Origin of the sequence: Allomuricauda sp. NFXS6, assembly GCF_040148835.1 — a bacterium.
Lineage (GTDB): Bacteria > Bacteroidota > Bacteroidia > Flavobacteriales > Flavobacteriaceae > Flagellimonas.
Genome location: NZ_JAGEMG010000008.1, coordinates 114,555 through 128,649, shown reverse-complemented (window position 1 = coordinate 128,649; position 14,095 = coordinate 114,555). Strand labels below are relative to the sequence as shown.

General features: G+C 42.5%; 9 protein-coding genes. 7 read left to right on the top strand and 2 right to left on the bottom strand.

The genetic code is table 11. The features are described 5' to 3' along the window. Positions 1 to 2 precede the first annotated feature (2 nt). From J4E06_RS12890 to J4E06_RS12875, 4 genes are all read left to right on the top strand, one after another. Complete coding sequence (locus J4E06_RS12890) at positions 3 to 1,829, top strand: ABC transporter ATP-binding protein (protein WP_349524350.1); 1,827 nt, start codon at positions 3 to 5, stop codon at positions 1,827 to 1,829. A 409-nt stretch (positions 1,830 to 2,238) separates the two neighbouring features. Beyond that, positions 2,239 to 2,781: an RNA polymerase sigma factor gene (locus J4E06_RS12885; RefSeq protein WP_349524349.1), complete on the top strand. Its 543-nt coding sequence runs from the start codon at positions 2,239 to 2,241 to the stop codon at positions 2,779 to 2,781. Positions 2,782 to 2,814: 33 nt separating this feature from the next. Continuing rightward, positions 2,815 to 3,348, top strand: coding sequence for a hypothetical protein (locus J4E06_RS12880; protein WP_349524348.1), 534 nt, complete (start codon positions 2,815 to 2,817; stop codon positions 3,346 to 3,348). Next, a complete protein-coding gene (locus J4E06_RS12875; protein ID WP_349524347.1) occupies positions 3,341 to 3,781 on the top strand; it encodes a hypothetical protein in 441 nt (146 codons plus the stop codon). The genes J4E06_RS12880 and J4E06_RS12875 overlap by 8 nt, the downstream gene beginning before the upstream one ends. 30 nt (positions 3,782 to 3,811) lie before the next feature. Here the strand turns inward: J4E06_RS12875 and J4E06_RS12870 are convergent, their stop codons facing one another. Further along, the gene (locus J4E06_RS12870) at positions 3,812 to 4,843 is read right to left on the bottom strand and encodes a WD40/YVTN/BNR-like repeat-containing protein (protein WP_349524346.1); all 1,032 of its coding nucleotides are present in this window, start codon (positions 4,841 to 4,843) and stop codon (positions 3,812 to 3,814) included. A 59-nt stretch (positions 4,844 to 4,902) separates the two neighbouring features. Here J4E06_RS12870 and J4E06_RS12865 point away from each other — a divergent pair, with 59 nt between their 5' ends. Beyond that, positions 4,903 to 6,117 (top strand): RsmB/NOP family class I SAM-dependent RNA methyltransferase, encoded by a 1,215-nt coding sequence (locus J4E06_RS12865; protein WP_349524457.1) that lies wholly within the window; start codon positions 4,903 to 4,905, stop codon positions 6,115 to 6,117. A gap of 525 nt (positions 6,118 to 6,642) precedes the next feature. Here J4E06_RS12865 and J4E06_RS12860 read toward each other — a convergent pair. Further along, the gene (locus tag J4E06_RS12860; RefSeq protein WP_349524345.1) at positions 6,643 to 8,235 is read right to left on the bottom strand and encodes an amidohydrolase; all 1,593 of its coding nucleotides are present in this window, start codon (positions 8,233 to 8,235) and stop codon (positions 6,643 to 6,645) included. 237 nt (positions 8,236 to 8,472) lie between these two features. On the opposite strand from J4E06_RS12860, the gene purL reads away from it, so the two are divergent. Next, on the top strand, positions 8,473 to 12,186 hold the full coding sequence (gene purL, locus J4E06_RS12855) for a phosphoribosylformylglycinamidine synthase (RefSeq protein ID WP_349524344.1): 3,714 nt from the start codon (positions 8,473 to 8,475) through the stop codon (positions 12,184 to 12,186). A 127-nt stretch (positions 12,187 to 12,313) separates the two neighbouring features. Then, the gene (locus tag J4E06_RS12850; protein ID WP_349524343.1) at positions 12,314 to 14,083 is read left to right on the top strand and encodes an AMP-dependent synthetase/ligase; all 1,770 of its coding nucleotides are present in this window, start codon (positions 12,314 to 12,316) and stop codon (positions 14,081 to 14,083) included. Positions 14,084 to 14,095 lie beyond the last annotated feature (12 nt).

Here is a 14,095-nt window from a genome sequence, read left to right as displayed (position 1 = left end):
GAATGAACTACTTTAAAAAGATTCTCCAATTTGCGCGACCGTACCGCAAATATGGGTTTTTGAATATTTTCTTCAATATTTTGTATGCGCTTTTTAGTGCATTGTCCTTTGCGGCTTTGATTCCCATGCTGGATGTTCTCTTTAAACCTCAGGAGAAAGTCCTTGTGGAACCAGTTTACGAAGGCTTTGCTAAATCAAAAGATTACCTGCAAGACTACATCAACTATCGCATTACAGCCTATGCGGGAGATGAAGAAATGAAAGCCTTGGTGTTGGTCATAGGTTTGGTACTTGTGCTTTTTTTGTTGAAAAATGCCTTCAACTACCTGGCGATGTATTTCATTACCTTTTTGCGCAATGGAGTGCTTAAGGATATCCGAAACAAGATGTACCGGAAGATTGTGGACTTGCCCATTTCTTATTTCTCGGAAAAACGAAAAGGAGATGTTATTGCCAGAATCACTTCGGATGTTTTGGAGATACAACACTCTTTCCTTTCAATTTTAGAATTGATCGTACGCGAACCATTGACCATCTTATTTACCATCTTGGTCATGTTCGGAATCAGTACAAAACTTACCATTTTCGTTTTTGTTTTCATCCCCGTAGCCGGAATGATCATTTCCCGAATTGGAAAATCACTGAAAAAGAAATCGGACAGGGTACAAAAAGAACAGGGCGAATTCCTTTCCATTGTGGAAGAAACTTTGGGTGGACTCCGTGTAATCAAGGCATTTAATTCGGAATCCAGGTTTTACCAAACCTTTAAGCATTCGACCACACGATTTTTCCATTTCTCCAATTCCTTGTTGAACCGGCAAAACTTGGCCTCCCCCACTGGTGAGTTCTTGGGAATCCTGGTCATTGGTGTTTTATTGTGGTTTGGCGGTAAAATGGTATTGGTGGACAAAACGTTGGATGCTTCTTCCTTTATTGCTTATATGGGGCTGGCCTATAACATACTAACGCCTGCTAAGGCCATCAGCAAGGCATCTTATGGCGTTAAAAAAGGGAATGCTGCCGCCGAACGTGTTTTGGAGATACTCGAATCCGAAAACCCCATCACAGATATTGATGGAGCTGAGGATAAAACAAATTTTAATTCAGGTATTGAGTTGAATAAAGTCGGCTTCAAATACGAGGATGATTATGTGCTGAAAGATTTCAGCCTAAAGGTTGACAAAGGCAAGACAGTGGCCTTAGTGGGTCAATCAGGTAGTGGAAAAAGTACCGTGGCCAATTTGGTTACCCGTTTCTACGACGTTAATAAAGGTGAGATTTTGATTGATGGCACCAATATCAAAAACATCACAAAAAAGTCACTTCGTGGACTCATGGGGTTGGTAACACAAGATTCCATCCTCTTTAACGACTCCGTGAAAAACAACATTGCGCTGGGCAAGGAAAATGCTACCGATGAGGAAATTATGGAAGCTGCAAAAGTGGCCAACGCACACGATTTTATCATAGAACTTCCCAATGGCTACGACACGAACATTGGCGATAGCGGAAATAAGCTAAGTGGTGGTCAAAAACAAAGATTGTCCATAGCCAGGGCCGTGCTTAAGAACCCACCCATAATGATCTTGGACGAAGCCACATCTGCCTTGGACACCGAAAGCGAGCGCTTGGTACAAGATGCCTTGGAAAAGATGATGAAAAACCGTACCTCCATCGTCATAGCACACCGTCTGTCCACCATACAAAACGCAGACACCATTGTCGTAATGAGCAAAGGCAAGATTGTGGAACAGGGCACCCATGAGGAATTGATGAAATCTGCCAAGAGCTATAAAAAGCTAGTGGAAATGCAGTCGTTTACCGCTTAAATAGTTGGATTATTCGATTATTGGAATTTTGGACAATTGGATTATTGGATTTGTTGCTTTCAATACTTTAATAAGATATTTATCCTTCGTCATTCCGCACTTGATGTGGAATCCCATCCCAATAAAATGAGATGCTGGGACTAGTTCGGCATGACGCATACTTTTTTGAGATTGTCATGTCTCAGCCACTAACTCCTAACTCCTAACTCCTAACTCCTAAACATAAAAGATTCTTCGCTCCGCTCAGAATGACATTAGCTCCATTTACCGTTTACCCCCCCTTGACCCTTTTCGCAGATTGCTCATTGCCCATTGCTTATTGCTTATTGCTTATTGCTTATTGCTTATTGCTTATTAAAAATTAAACCTTTTCCCCTTACCTTAGTCAAAGCATCAAACAACAAGAGCATTGATTGCTGAAGAAACCTTAGTCCACGAACTTAAACAAGAAGAAAGCCGCGCAAAGGCCTTTGAGGTGTTGGTAAACACTTACAAAGAACGCCTGTATTGGCATATTCGTAGGATTGTCCTCAATCACGACGATACGGATGATGTGCTTCAAAATACCTTCATCAAAGTGTATCGGAATATTGACAAATTTAAAGGTGACAGTAAACTCTACTCTTGGATGTATCGCATCGCCACCAACGAATCGTTGACGTTCTTGAAGCAAAAATCACGAAAAATGGGGATCAGCGACCAAGAATTGAAGAACAGAATGGTAGAAAACTTGCAGGCCGATGTGTATTTTGACGGTGATGAAATTCAACTCAAATTACAAAAAGCCTTGGTAACCCTTCCTGATAAACAAAAGCTGGTGTTTACCATGAAGTATTTTCAGGAAATGAAATACAAGGATATTTCCGAGGCATTGGATACTTCCGTAGGAGCCTTAAAAACCTCCTACCATTTAGCTGTTAAAAAAATAGAAGCTTATCTTAAAGAGAATTAAACCTTTGGCGAATTTAGCAGTCATAACAACAAGATGAAAAAGGACAAAAAAAACAGTTTCAATACCCCGGAAGGTTACTTCGAGAACTTCAATGACCGTCTTATGGACAGAATCAAAAAAGAAGAAGCAGAAGAAACAACATCCTTAATTCCAAAAAGTGATGGTTTTGCAGTTCCGGATGCCTATTTTGATGAAGTAACACCATCTGTTCTTTCCAAAACCGTTGCAAAAGAAACTAAGGTCATTCAATTTAAAACCAATCGGAATTTCTATTATGGTGTTGCTGCCGTAGCCGCTATTTTTATATTGATTTTCAGCCTTACTTGGAATTCAAATCCAGAACCCATCACTTTTGACGATTTGGCCAACGCCGAGATAGAATCCTATTTGGAAAATACCGATTTTGAGATGACTTCTTATGAAATAGCTGAAGTAGTTTCTTTGGAAGAAATGGAGTTGACCGACATGTTGGGTGATGATTTTGAAGACGACATCATTATGGAGTATTTGGATGAAAATGTCGAAGACATTAAAGAATTAAATTTAGATGACACCGATTATGAATAAGAGAGTACTTATACTGTGTTTCCTTTTGTTTGGCGCTTTTTTGATGCGCGCCCAAGGCCCGGGAAGAGAACGCATCAAATCGCTTAAGGTTGCCTTTATCACGGAACGGGTAGGTTTAACCAGTGAAGAAGCCCAACAATTCTGGCCCATTTACAACGAACACGAACAGGTAATGGAAAACATTCGAAGAAAAGAGCGGGCCGGAATACATGCCAACATCGCTAAGGCACAAGAACTCTCCAATGAAGAATCCAACGATTTATTGGACAACCTTCTCGCGCTTCAGTTTGATAAACAAAAAGCAGAACGGGAATTTTTATCAGAATTAAGAACTGTAATCCCTTCCAAAAAAGTGCTACTATTGGTAAAGGCCGAGGAGGATTTCAAAAGACAAATGATTCAACAATTCCGTAAACGACGGGGTCGGGATTAACCAACAGATGAACTAAAATATTTGCTCTTTTTATTTAAATACCAGTTTTGCAATCCGGTTGCTTCCCGCCGCAAAAGCAGTGGAATTGTTCAAAAATCGCAGTGTAAAGAATGGCTCCTCGCTCAATTGTATCCAATTCTCACCACCATCAGAAGAATAAGAAATTCCTGTAAATCCTACAGCAACCAAAGCTTCTCCATTTGAATTGGGAACAAACTGGACACAACTTTTATAACCCGGACCTTGCCCATCAGCAATCAATTGCCACGTTTTACCACCATCAACTGTTTTAATTTTATTTGCCTTGTTGGATTCTGGCTGGGTGTAATCCCCACCAATCGCAAAGCCCGTGTTTTCATCAAAAAAGTCGATTGAATAGATGCCCTGGGTAGGTTTTTCTGAAACAATCGGAGTCTCTTGTATCTGCCAAGTCATTCCTTTATCGCCTGAAAAATAAACCCGTCCCGCGGTGGTTCCGATCCAAACTTTATCTTCTTGTACAGCAATATTACTGTTGCTGGCTGCAAACGCCCCTTCTCCTTCTATACCTTCAGGCAAATCCGAGCATGGAGTTTTAGTCCAAGAAGTTCCACCATCCCTAGTTATGATTATAGAAATACATCCACCCACGGTATCCCCCACGGCAATTCCTTCGGAATCGTTCCAAAAAGCAAGGCTGTCGTAAAAAACACCTTCGCCTTCTTCGGTGTATACCAACTCCATCTGTCCTTTGTCACCTGTCTTGTAAAGCAAAGCAGGACTTTCAATGGAAAGCATGAAAAAATCTTGGGTTGTTCCTCCAACAGCCCTAAAAGTTGGCGTAATGGAATCATATGTTTGAATATTGGACCTTACTTGAAGTGACCTTATATCAACAGTCCCATAAACCCCATTGCTTCCCGCAAAGGCCAATGTTCTAGCATCTAAAAATGTTATGGCCCTGACACTAACTGAATCTTCAAAAACAGGAGTTATTTCGACAGATTGAAAGGGTTGTTTTTGGGGTTTTTCTACACAAGAAATTAAAACCAGAATGGCAAAAATAGACAGGATTGACCTCATTGTTTTTATTTTCCTCAAAAGTAAGGAGAAATCATACCTTTGCAACCTTATTTGATATGATGCGTTTACACAGAAACTTGGTATTTGCCGTAATTGATGCCCTCCATATGATTTTCAATGAGGGGGAATATGCTGATAAAGTGATAGAAAAAGTACTGCGTTACGATAAACGCTGGGGGGCTCGCGATCGTGGATTCATCGCCGAGACCACCTACGATATTGTTCGATGGAAACGCCTCTATTCTGAAATCGCCGAAGTGCACGAGCCTTACAGTCGTGAACACCTGTTCCGTTTGTTCGGGGTTTGGTGCGTACTTCGTGGTATTCGCATACCGGATTGGAAACAATTGGAAGGCACCCCCGAACGCCGAATAAAAGGTAGGTTTGACGAGCTATCCAAGATTAGAAAGTTTAGGGAATCCATTCCTGATTGGATGGACGAACTGGGTGAAAAATCCTTGGGCTACGACCTATGGACCAAAGAGATTGCAGCTCAAAACCAACAAGCAGATGTAATTCTGCGTACCAACACCTTAAAGGTGCCAAAACCACAATTGAAATCGTTTTTGGCCAAAGAGGATATTGCGACCGATTTTATAGAGGGTTATCCTGATGCACTGAAACTTGTGGAGCGCAAAAATGTTTTTGTTACCCAAGCCTTTAAAGATGGTTTGTTCGAGGTACAAGATGCTTCTTCTCAATTGGTTGCCCCATTTTTGGAAGTGGAACCCGGACAAAGGGTGGTAGATGCCTGTGCCGGTGCTGGTGGAAAAACACTTCACTTGGCTTCGCAAATGCAAAACAAAGGGCAATTGATTGCATTGGACATTTATGAGAGCAAGTTGAAAAAGCTCAAGAAAAGAGCGCGGCGAAATGGCGTTCACAATGTGGAAACCCGAGTGATCGATTCTACCAAAGTGATCAAAAAATTGCACAATAGTGCCGATAGGTTACTGCTTGATGCTCCCTGCTCTGGATTAGGTGTGATTAAAAGAAATCCCGATTCTAAATGGAAACTGGAACCTGAATTTGTGGACCGTATTATGGGAGTACAACAAGATATTCTCCAGAACTACAGCAAAATGGTAAAAAAAGGTGGACAGATGGTGTATGCTACCTGTTCCATACTTCCACAGGAAAACTCAGAACAAGTCAAAAAGTTTTTGGAGTCCGAAAACGGGAAAGACTTTGAATTTGTGAAAGAACGCAATGTTTTTGCTTCAGAGACTGGTTTTGATGGATTTTATATGGCCTTGCTGAAGAAGAAAGCCTAACATAATTTGGATTCTTGGATAAATAATGCATGAATTTTTGGAGATTCTTCGTCTTGATAGTTATTGAGGTCCTCAGAATAACACTTTGGCTTCGATAAAATTCGTGCCATTCGTGTCAAACAAGCCACGGTTTCCTGCTTTCGCAGGAATGACAAGATGAAAAGGTCTAAAACTGTTATTCCGCACTTGATTCGGAATCTCTACCTTTCCAAAATGAGATGCTGAAACCAGTTCAGCATGAGGACTTGATTCAATATTTTATGTCACATCGAGCGCAGTCGAGATGTTGTATTCGAGAAAATTAGTGTTATTTGGTCAAACAAGCCACGGTTTCCCGCTTTTGCAGGAATGACAAGATGAAAAAGGTCTAAAACTGTCATTCTGCAATTGATGTGGAATCTCTCCCTTTCTAAAATGAGATGCTGAAACCAGTTCAGCATGACGACTTGCTTCCAAATTTGTGTCACATCGAGCGCAGTCGAGATGCGCTTAAGTTCTCGACTCCGCTCGAACTGACATATCAAATCATTCCTTCACCGTAGGATACTCTACCCCTAATTGCTCCAAATAGGTATCGTACTTGGTTTCATCATAGTAGAATTCTTCCAAGGCTGGCCTAAACATATCCTGCTTGTCCTTGTTCAAGAACGTAGGCGGCATATCATCCGCAGAAATCATAGGTTCATATTTTGTTTCCTTGGTCTGCTCGTTATTGAAGTAGTCCCAAGCTTGGGTCAACAATTCAGGCTTTAACAAGAAATCCATAATGGTCATAGCCTCAGCTTTGGCCCCTGCGGTTGCCCCTTTGTGCGCAATTGGTGTCGCCATAGCAATGGCATTGGCCCAGTGATGCCCTGGCAATCCCGGTATGTTGGACGGAAAACGCATGGTTACCGTTGGCACTTTCCACGAAATATCCCCAATATCATCAGAACCCCCACTCACAGGTTCCAAAACAGGTAACCCAATTTCAGACAATTCTGTGGGCAATCCTTCTATTTTTTTGGATTTCATCTCTGTTTGCACAGCTTTTGCCAATTTTTGGTCTGCTTCGGACCAAGTGGGCAGACCAACTTCCTTTATATTTTCGTACATGGTCTCGGCAATCACTTTATTAAAATGCCTAGGCCATGCGGTACCCAGCACGCGGGAAGTCATTTTGGTTCCAGTCATCAGGGCTGCACCTTTGGCAATATCGTTGGCCTCGGCATACATTTCCATAATTCCCTCGTAGGTGACATCCCTAAAATAGAACCAAATTGCTGCTTTTGATGGCACCACATTGGGCTGGTCGCCTGCATCGGTAAAAATGGAGTGTGAGCGTTTCAATGGATGCAAGTGCTCTCTTTTGTAGTTCCACCCAACATTCATGAGTTCAGCAGCATCTAAGGCACTACGCCCTCTCCAAGGAGCTCCAGCAGAATGGGCCGCTTCACCTTCGAACATATATTCAACGGAAATCAGTCCAGTTCCACGTGTCGGTCCCCACGAAACGCTCAAGTTACTGCTCACGTGGGTAAAAATGCACATGTCAATATCATCAAAAAGACCATCGCGTACATACCAAGCTTTGGCAGCAACCAATTCCTCGGCAATTCCGGGCCAAAGGATCAAGGTGCCTCCAATGCCTTCTTTTTCCATTACCTGTTTTACAGCCAATGCAGATGTAATATTCAATGGAATACCCGAGTTATGACCCTCGCCATGCCCCGGGGCACCTTCAACAATAGGTTTGTGATACGCCACACCAGGGTACTGAGAAGCTTTTGGAATACAATCCACATCGCTCCCCAAGGCAATTACAGGGCCCTCCCCGTTGCTCCATGTAGCGAACCATGATGTTGGAATATTGGAAACGGAATGTTCAATGGTAAAACCGTTTTCTTCGAGGATTCCAGTGAGGTATTTGGAACTCTCTTCTTCTTGAAAGCCCAGTTCGGCAAAACTGAAGATTTTGTCCACCATTACCTGTGTTTGCTTTTTATTGGCTTCCACTAGAGCTTCTACTTCGGCTTTAAATTTTTTGACTTGACTTTTTGAATACTTTTTCTGTGCTGTTGAAGTCGCAATACCAGCGAACAGAATAATCCCAGATAAAAGGATTTTGGTTGTTTTCATAAGGTTGGTTTTGAGTTAGCTAGAATTCCTCTAAGATAGTAAAACAACTTTAATCTACTTGGTGCAACAATGTTTGAAATGTCATTTTTGGCGATTTCATAAAGATCTTTGTTCGAATTTCTCAAACATCCATACTATCAACACCACTTAGTTAACAAAACAGCTTTACAGATGAGATGAATTACGTTCCAAAATCGTAAATTTGCACTTTCTTAAACCGTTCAACGCACAGATTGTATGATCCATTTTTTTGGGGACAAGGCTACCAAGGTTTTTGCCGTCCAAACCGCTCAGGAAATCGCTCAGGAAGACAACAGTAAACTGACATGGTTGTTTGGCAACCAGCCTAAGATTGAAGCGGCGTCACTCGACGCCTTTTTTGTTGGCCCACGTGCCGCCATGGTCACACCTTGGAGCACCAACGCCACCGAAATTACCCAAAATATGGGGATTAGTGGAATTATCCGTATTGAGGAATTCCATGCGGTTTCAGAAGATTTTACCGATTTTGACCCAATGCTTTCCGAAAAGTATAGCGGATTGGGACAAGATATTTTCACCATTAACATTGTTCCAGAGGCTATCCAAGAGATTGATAACATTGCTGCGTACAATGATAAAGAAGGATTGGCTCTCAGTGATGAAGAAGTTGAATATCTCGAAGGCCTTGCAAAAAAATTGGGACGCAAGTTGACGGATTCCGAAGTATTTGGCTTTAGTCAGGTGAATTCCGAGCACTGTAGGCACAAAATTTTCAATGGAACTTTTGTCATTGATGGAGAAGAAAAACCCTCTTCCCTATTCAAATTGATCAAAAAGACATCCGAAGCCAACCCCAACGATATTGTTTCGGCCTACAAGGATAACGTCGCCTTCATCAAAGGGCCAAAAGCGGTTCAGTTTGCACCTAAAAGTGCAGACAAGCCTGACTTTTACGAAGAAAAAGAATTTGTTTCCGTGCTTTCGCTAAAAGCGGAAACCCACAACTTCCCTACCACAGTGGAACCATTCAATGGCGCTGCAACAGGTTCTGGGGGAGAAATCAGGGACCGTTTGGCAGGTGGAAAAGGTTCATTGCCCTTGGCAGGAACTGCTGTTTATATGACCTCCTATTCCCGTTTAGAAGACCCGTTCGACTCCGCTCAGGGTAGGCCGTGGGAAAAAGGAATGAAGGAAAGGGAGTGGTTATATCAAACGCCAATGGACATTTTGATCAAGGCGTCCAATGGAGCATCCGACTTCGGAAATAAATTTGGACAGCCGCTAATTGCAGGTTCCGTACTCACTTTTGAACATGAAGAAGAAGCCAGAAAACTAGGCTTCGACAAGGTAATAATGATGGCCGGTGGTATCGGTTATGGAAAAACCAACCAAGCTCTAAAAGATACTCCGAGTAAGGGAGACAGAATAGTCGTTCTAGGTGGTGATAACTATCGCATCGGGATGGGTGGAGCTGCCGTATCCAGTGCAGATACTGGAGAATTTAGTTCTGCCATCGAATTAAATGCGGTACAACGTTCCAACCCAGAAATGCAAAAACGAGCTTCGAACGCCGTTCGCGGATTGTTCGAAAGTCACGATAACCCTATTGTTTCCATTCACGATCATGGAGCTGGGGGGCATTTGAACTGCCTATCTGAATTGGTGGAGGAAACTGGTGGCACGATTGACACGGACAAATTACCTGTTGGTGATCCAACACTTTCCAAAAAAGAATTGATCGGAAACGAGTCCCAAGAACGGATGGGATTGGTTATCGGCGAAAAAGATTTGGAATTGTTGAGCCGCGTTTCAGCTCGAGAACGTTCCCCAATGTACAATGTTGGCGAGGTTACGGGCGACCATACGTTTAAATTTACTTCAGGAGAAACAGGAGAAACCCCAATGAACTTGGAACTTTCTGATATGTTCGGAAGTTCCCCCAAAACCATTATGGCTGATAAAACTGCTCAGCAAAAATACCCGGCGCTAGCCTATTCTTTGGAACATTTCCATGATTATTTGGAGCAAGTGCTGCAATTGGAAGCGGTAGGTTGTAAAGATTGGCTGACCAATAAAGTGGACCGTTGTGTAGGTGGACGCGTTGCAAAGCAACAATGCGCCGGACCTTTGCAATTGCCTTTGAATAACTGTGGTGTGATGGCACTCGATTTTAAAGGAAAAGAAGGGATTGCCACTAGTATTGGCCACTCCCCTATTTCAGCTTTGATAGACCCGGTAGCAGGAAGTCGAAATAGCGTTGCGGAAGCCTTGACCAACATTGTTTGGGCTCCATTGAAAGATGGATTAAAATCCGTATCGCTCTCCGCCAATTGGATGTGGCCTTGTCGGAATGAAGGTGAAGATGCCCGATTGTATGCTGCGGTTGAGTCCTTATCGGAGTTTTCAATAGACCTGGGTATCAACGTGCCGACCGGAAAGGATTCGCTTTCCATGAAGCAGAAGTACAAAGATGGGGAGGTATTATCTCCTGGGACAGTAATCGTTTCTGCTGGTGCAAACTGCAACAACATAACCCAAGTGGTGGAACCCGTTTTGCAAAAAGATGGTGGGGATATCTACTACATCAACCTATCCAAGGACAGCCACAAATTGGGAGGTTCTTCCTTTGCACAGATTTTGAACGGCATTGGTGATAAAGCTTCATCTGTTTTGGATGCTGATTATTTTAAAAGCGTATTCAACACCATACAGAAACTCATCAAAGACGGTCAAATTTTGGCCGGCCATGATGTAGCTTCAGGAGGATTGATCACTACCTTGTTGGAACTTTGCTTTGCGGATAACGATTTGGGCGCCCAATTGGATTTATCCAATATTGGTGAACAGGACATCATCAAACTATTGTTTTCTGAAAACATTGGGGTGGTGTTACAAGCCAAAGATGCCTCGATAGAAAAAGTATTGTCAGCAGCCGGTGTGGAATTTGCCAAAATCGGTGTTCCAATAACAGAAAGCACCTTGAAAATCAAAAATAATGGTATTGAAATAGGATTGAACATTGCTTCATTACGTGATACTTGGTTCAAAACATCTTATTTATTGGACAACAAACAGACCGCAAATGGTTTGGCGAAAGACCGTTTTGACAATTACAAGAAGCAGCCTTTACACTATACTTTTCCAGAAAATTTTAATGGGAAACTCCCGGTGGCTTCGACTTCCTTCGACTCCGCTCAGGAACCAACACTCGGCCATCGCCCCAAAGCGGCCATCCTGCGCGAAAAGGGAAGCAATTCCGAACGAGAAATGGCCAACGCCATGTATTTGGCCGGTTTTGATGTAAAAGATGTACACATGACCGACCTTATCACAGGCAGGGAAACTTTGGAAGACATTCAATTTATCGGTGCTGTGGGTGGTTTCTCCAACTCCGATGTTTTGGGAAGTGCCAAAGGTTGGGCAGGAGCCTTTAAATACAACGAAAAGGCCAATAAAGCATTAAAAAATTTCTTTGCCAGACCCGATACGCTGTCCGTTGGAATTTGTAATGGTTGCCAATTGTTTATGGAATTGGACCTCATCAACCCAGAGCATGGCACTCATGGCAGAATGACCTACAATGACTCACATAAACACGAGAGCAATTTTACCTCGGTAAAAATTCAAAAGAACAACTCTGTAATGCTGTCCAACATGGCAGGAACCACGCTCGGGGTTTGGATAAGTCATGGTGAGGGTAAATTTAGTCTTCCACATACTGAAGCCCAATATCATATTGTGGCCAAATATGGTTATGAGGCGTATCCCGCCAACCCCAACGGAAGCGATTACAACACCGCCATGCTGTGCGATAAAACAGGTCGCCATTTAGTGACCATGCCGCACATTGAACGTTCCACCTTCCCTTGGAACTGGGCACACTATCCAAAGGATAGAACCGATGAAGTATCGCCTTGGCTACAGGCTTTTGTGAATGCACGGGAATGGTTGGAAAACTTGGAAGATTAGCATTATTCGTCTCGTTTAAAGGTGATTAATTGGGGATTTTTCAAAATTTACCTGAGGTAATTGTTAAATCTGTTTCATAGTTATGGTCTGATTTGCTATTTTGCAATCGCTTAACATATAACTTACTATGCAAACTGTTACCCGATTATTTGATTTCCCATACTATCAACTTGAAAAATACCCCTTAGACAAATCATTGGTCACCAAAAGCGACGGTAAATGGATAGCTACATCTACACAACAGTATATTGACAAAGCCAATGCGGTAAGCAGGGCCTTACTTCGGATGGGCGTTAAACCCAACGACAAAATTGCCGTGATTTCCATGACCAACCGAACGGAGTGGAACATTGTTGATATTGGAATACTTCAAATCGGTGCGCAGAATGTACCTATCTACCCTACTATTTCAGAAGAGGACTACGAGTATATTCTCAATCATTCCGAATCAAAACTATGTTTTGTTTCTTGTGGTGAGGTATTGGAAAAGGTATTGTCCATAAGCTCAAAAGTTAACAAGCTGGAAGAGATTTATTCCTTTGATGAACTGGATAATTGCAAAAACTGGAAAGAGGTCTTGGAATTGGGGTCAGATAAATCTAACCAGGATGAAGTCGAAAAATTAAAAGATACCGTAAAGCCTGATGACCTTGCTACCCTTATATATACTTCTGGTACCACTGGAAGGCCAAAAGGCGTAATGCTCTCCCACAACAATATTGTATCCAACGTAGTGGACAGCCAAGTTAGGGTTCCGTTTGAAACTGGTGGAACGGCACTTAGTTTTTTACCCATTTGCCACATTTTTGAACGCATGATCTTGTATTTGTACCAATATTGCGGCGTAGAGGTCTATTTTGCGGAAGGCTTGGACAAGATCAGTGACAATGTAAAAGAGGTGAAACCCAATGTGATGACAGTGGTCCCTCGTTTATTGGAAAAGGTATACGATGCCATTATTGCCAAAGGAGCCGCTCTTACAGGAATTAAAAAGAAACTCTTTTTCTGGGCTGTGGAAGTAGGACTCAAATTTGAGCCTTACGGAGCAAACGGCTGGTGGTACGAGAAAAAACTTGGGCTTGCACGCAAACTTATTTTTAGTAAATGGAAAGAAGGTCTCGGCGGCAACCTATCTGTAATGGTTTCTGGCAGTGCCGCACTTCAACCCAGGCTTGCCCGGGTTTTTGCAGCGGCCGATATGCCCGTAATGGAAGGCTATGGACTTACGGAAACCTCACCAGTGATTGCGGTGAATGACGAACGCAATAAAGGTTGGAAAATTGGCACAGTGGGAAAAATGATTGATAACGTAGAAGTGAAAATTGCAGAGGACGGAGAAATTCTTTGCAAAGGCCCCAATGTAATGATGGGCTACTACAAAGACCCAGAAAAAACCGCAGAAGTAATGACGGGAGCCTATTTTCATACAGGAGACATTGGCGAAGTGGATGCAGAAGGCTTTTTACGTATTACCGACCGAAAAAAAGAGATGTTCAAAACCTCGGGCGGAAAATATGTGGCACCACAATTGTTGGAGAACCGATTTAAACAATCCCGATTTATAGAACAGATCATGGTTGTGGGTGAAGGTGAAAAAATGCCCGCCGCCTTAATTCAACCTAATTTTGAATTTGTTAAGGAATGGGCGAAGCGACACAAAATTGAAGTTGGTTCGAACGTTGAACTGATAAAAAACGAAAAGGTGATTGCCCGTATGCAAGAAGAAGTGGATTGGGCCAATCAAGAATTCGCCAAGTGGGAAAAGGTAAAACAGTTCAGGCTTACACCAAACGTTTGGAGCGTGGAGGAAGGCCACCTTACCCCCACCATGAAATTGAAACGCAAGCCGGTAAAGGAAATGTACCTAGATCTGTACAATGATATCTACGGACACTAAGTCAGTGTTCAA

Excerpts from the sequence above, each read along its gene's own strand:
- J4E06_RS12890 (WP_349524350.1), top strand. The coding sequence starts at position 3 with ATGAACTACTTTAAAAAGATTCTCCAATTTGCGCGACCGTACCGCAAA.
- J4E06_RS12880 (WP_349524348.1), top strand. The coding sequence starts at position 2,815 with ATGAAAAAGGACAAAAAAAACAGTTTCAATACCCCGGAAGGTTACTTC.
- J4E06_RS12875 (WP_349524347.1), top strand. The coding sequence starts at position 3,341 with ATGAATAAGAGAGTACTTATACTGTGTTTCCTTTTGTTTGGCGCTTTT.
- J4E06_RS12870 (WP_349524346.1), bottom strand. The coding sequence starts at position 4,843 with ATGAGGTCAATCCTGTCTATTTTTGCCATTCTGGTTTTAATTTCTTGT.
- J4E06_RS12865 (WP_349524457.1), top strand. The coding sequence starts at position 4,903 with ATGCGTTTACACAGAAACTTGGTATTTGCCGTAATTGATGCCCTCCAT.
- J4E06_RS12860 (WP_349524345.1), bottom strand. The coding sequence starts at position 8,235 with ATGAAAACAACCAAAATCCTTTTATCTGGGATTATTCTGTTCGCTGGT.
- purL (WP_349524344.1), top strand. The coding sequence starts at position 8,473 with ATGATCCATTTTTTTGGGGACAAGGCTACCAAGGTTTTTGCCGTCCAA.
- J4E06_RS12850 (WP_349524343.1), top strand. The coding sequence starts at position 12,314 with ATGCAAACTGTTACCCGATTATTTGATTTCCCATACTATCAACTTGAA.